The sequence below is a fragment of the Synergistaceae bacterium genome (assembly GCA_012728235.1).
Taxonomy (GTDB): Bacteria; Synergistota; Synergistia; order Synergistales; family Synergistaceae; genus JAAYFL01.
In genome coordinates this window covers 1-2,423 of sequence record JAAYFL010000048.1, presented here as the reverse complement: position 1 = coordinate 2,423, position 2,423 = coordinate 1, and the positions used below count along the sequence as shown (strand labels likewise).

The following is a 2,423-nucleotide window of genomic DNA, read 5'->3' as shown; positions in this document are numbered from 1 at the left end:
GTGTAGTTCCCTCTGTTGCCTTTTTAACCACCCTAACCATGGTTGGAATAGTGACATTTCCACTTGAAAAAAAGGAATTTGGAACTAAGTTCACAGCAATACGCAATGGATTTAGTTTTATATTTGCAATAATTATTGCATTAATAATGGGGGTCTTTATATGATGATTTTTAAGAGAATAAAAGATAACCTTTTCCTGTTTACAATTATTTTGGCATACGGGCTTATTTCTATCATCAACCCCTCCATGGGATTGGCTTCAGTAAAAAATAGTGGCTACTATATTAAAGAAATGCTTATGATTATGCCAGTGATCTTTGTTCTTACGGCACTTCTAGATCTATGGGTCCCTAAAGAAAAGATTATGCAGTTTTTAGGCAAGGATGCCAAGGTCAAGGGCCTCTTTTTAGCCTTCGTAATAGGTAGTATCTCAGCAGGGCCCATTTACGCAGCTTTTCCAATGTGTACTATGCTTCATAAAAAAGGAGCTTCTATTAGAAACATTGTAGTCATTTTAAGCTCCTGGGCTGTTATAAAAATTCCCATGCTTCTAAATGAGGCAAAATTTCTAGGTTTGAGATTTATGATAATTCGTTGGTTGCTAACAGTTGCCGCCATTATTATATTCTCATGGCTTGCTGACAAACTAATAAAAGACGGGGATTTGCCCCAAAGGGAAGCCCAAAAGCTAGGTGTCTCCATTAATAGAGAAGCTTGCATAGGATGTAGGATATGTGTTGAAAACTATCCTGAACTTTTTGAAATGAAGGCTAAAAAGGCCTTTGTCAAGAATTATGATGATTGGGAAATTGATAGAGAAAGACTCAAAAAAACAATGATGGACTGCCCTGTAAAGGCAATAGAGTATACCGAATAATAAATAAGAAAAAGGCAGAGTATTTCTAAAAAAGGGAAAACTTGAGATTTTGCCCTTGAATTATAACTTATAGCCAATGATTCAGGTTTTAATCGATGGGCCATTCGCATGAATGGTCCATTTTTCTTAGCTTGATTAAATGGAATTAAATCTTAATTTTTTCGTCTATAACCCTGGGAAATACAACCTTAAATACCGTGGCTTCCTCATCACTTTGTACAGAAATATTAGCTCCATGTCTTTTTACAATTTCCGATGCAATAGCCAGTCCTAGACCTGTTCCAATCTTGTTGCTCTTATCGTCATTTTTGTGAAAACGGTCAAAAATAAAGGGGATATCCTTCTCCAAAATTCCCTCACCATGGTCAACTACAGTTAAAATAAAGTCATTTGGACAGTTTAGATCAACACCCACAAGTCCTCCATCCTTTGAAAATTTTATGGCATTATCCAACAAAATAACAAGTAACTGACGAATACGATCATAGTCACCACTTATAATACACTCTGTGCTGGGCATGGCTAAATCAAAAGAGAGGTGTTTCTTTTGAGCAGCAGGCCTCATAGCACGAACCGCATCATTTACCACATCACATAAATTTACCTCTTCCATACGTAGATAGAAACCTATATCCTGCAGACGAGATAACTCTAACAAATCATTGACCAGTCGCTCTAAATGCCTACTTTCTAATAGCATTTGCTGATAATACTCTCCTATTTCTTCAGGATTATTAACTAGACCATCCTGTAAGAGCTCCAAGGAACCTCGTAGTACAGCAACTGGAGTTCGCAGCTCATGAGATACATTGGCAACAAAGCTCTCGCGCATTTTATCCAAGTTTTCTCGCTGACTTTCAACTTCCTGCAGGCGTTGCGACAGTGTATCAAGTACAGAAGCAAGCTGTCCTATCTCCTCTTCTGACACTAGGCCTGTATGCACCGAGTAATCACCGTCTATTAAAGACAAGGCCATGTTTTTCATCTTAAGCAGTGGTTTCGTATATAGATATGATAAAAGTGCCGCAAGGATACCAGATACAAAAAGTGCTGCAAGGCAAGCAAGAATTACTGTACCCAGTCCCTGGGTGACGGCAGATGTGATTCCACTAACCGGCGAGTGGAGCAAAACGGCTCCTACAATATCTTCGTCAAATATGATTGGTGCACCCAGTGTCAAAGCACTTACACCAAGTATGCCAGAGAATTCTTCACTATATGTTATTTCACCAGAAAAAACCTCACGTACCATCTCTTCTGCATTTTCAGGCAAATCTTCATAGCGAATAAAATGATTCCCTTGCCCACGACTGGTAATCATAAGGTTTTCATCTACAATCCATACCTCCGCCATGGCAAGCTCGTCTAAAAACCGCATATCGGCGCCATAGCCGCCCTTGCCACCAGCACCGAAGGAAGATCGACTTTCAGCAATTGAAAGAGCCTTTTGCTCCATGGCTGCTCGGGTAATTTCCACAGTATGGTTATGAAAGAGCACTATAAAAACACTGCCCAAAACAATAGAAAATAAGAGCATAAGGGCAGC

General features: G+C 39.2%; 3 protein-coding genes. 2 read left to right on the top strand and 1 reads right to left on the bottom strand.

The genetic code is table 11. The annotated features are described in order from the left end of the window. Both GXZ13_03965 and GXZ13_03960 read left to right on the top strand, forming a co-directional pair. Positions 1 to 164: permease (locus GXZ13_03965; protein NLX74993.1), on the top strand; the 164-nt coding region annotated here is incomplete at its 5' end. Beyond that, positions 161 to 877, top strand: a complete 717-nt coding sequence (locus GXZ13_03960) for a permease (protein NLX74992.1) — start codon at positions 161 to 163, stop codon at positions 875 to 877. The genes GXZ13_03965 and GXZ13_03960, both read left to right, overlap by 4 nt. A gap of 145 nt (positions 878 to 1,022) precedes the next feature. Here GXZ13_03960 and GXZ13_03955 read toward each other — a convergent pair whose 3' ends face one another. Next, positions 1,023 to 2,354 carry a HAMP domain-containing histidine kinase gene (locus tag GXZ13_03955; GenBank protein ID NLX74991.1) on the bottom strand — a complete coding sequence of 444 codons (1,332 nt, stop codon included), beginning with the start codon at positions 2,352 to 2,354 and terminating at the stop codon, positions 1,023 to 1,025. Positions 2,355 to 2,423 lie beyond the last annotated feature (69 nt).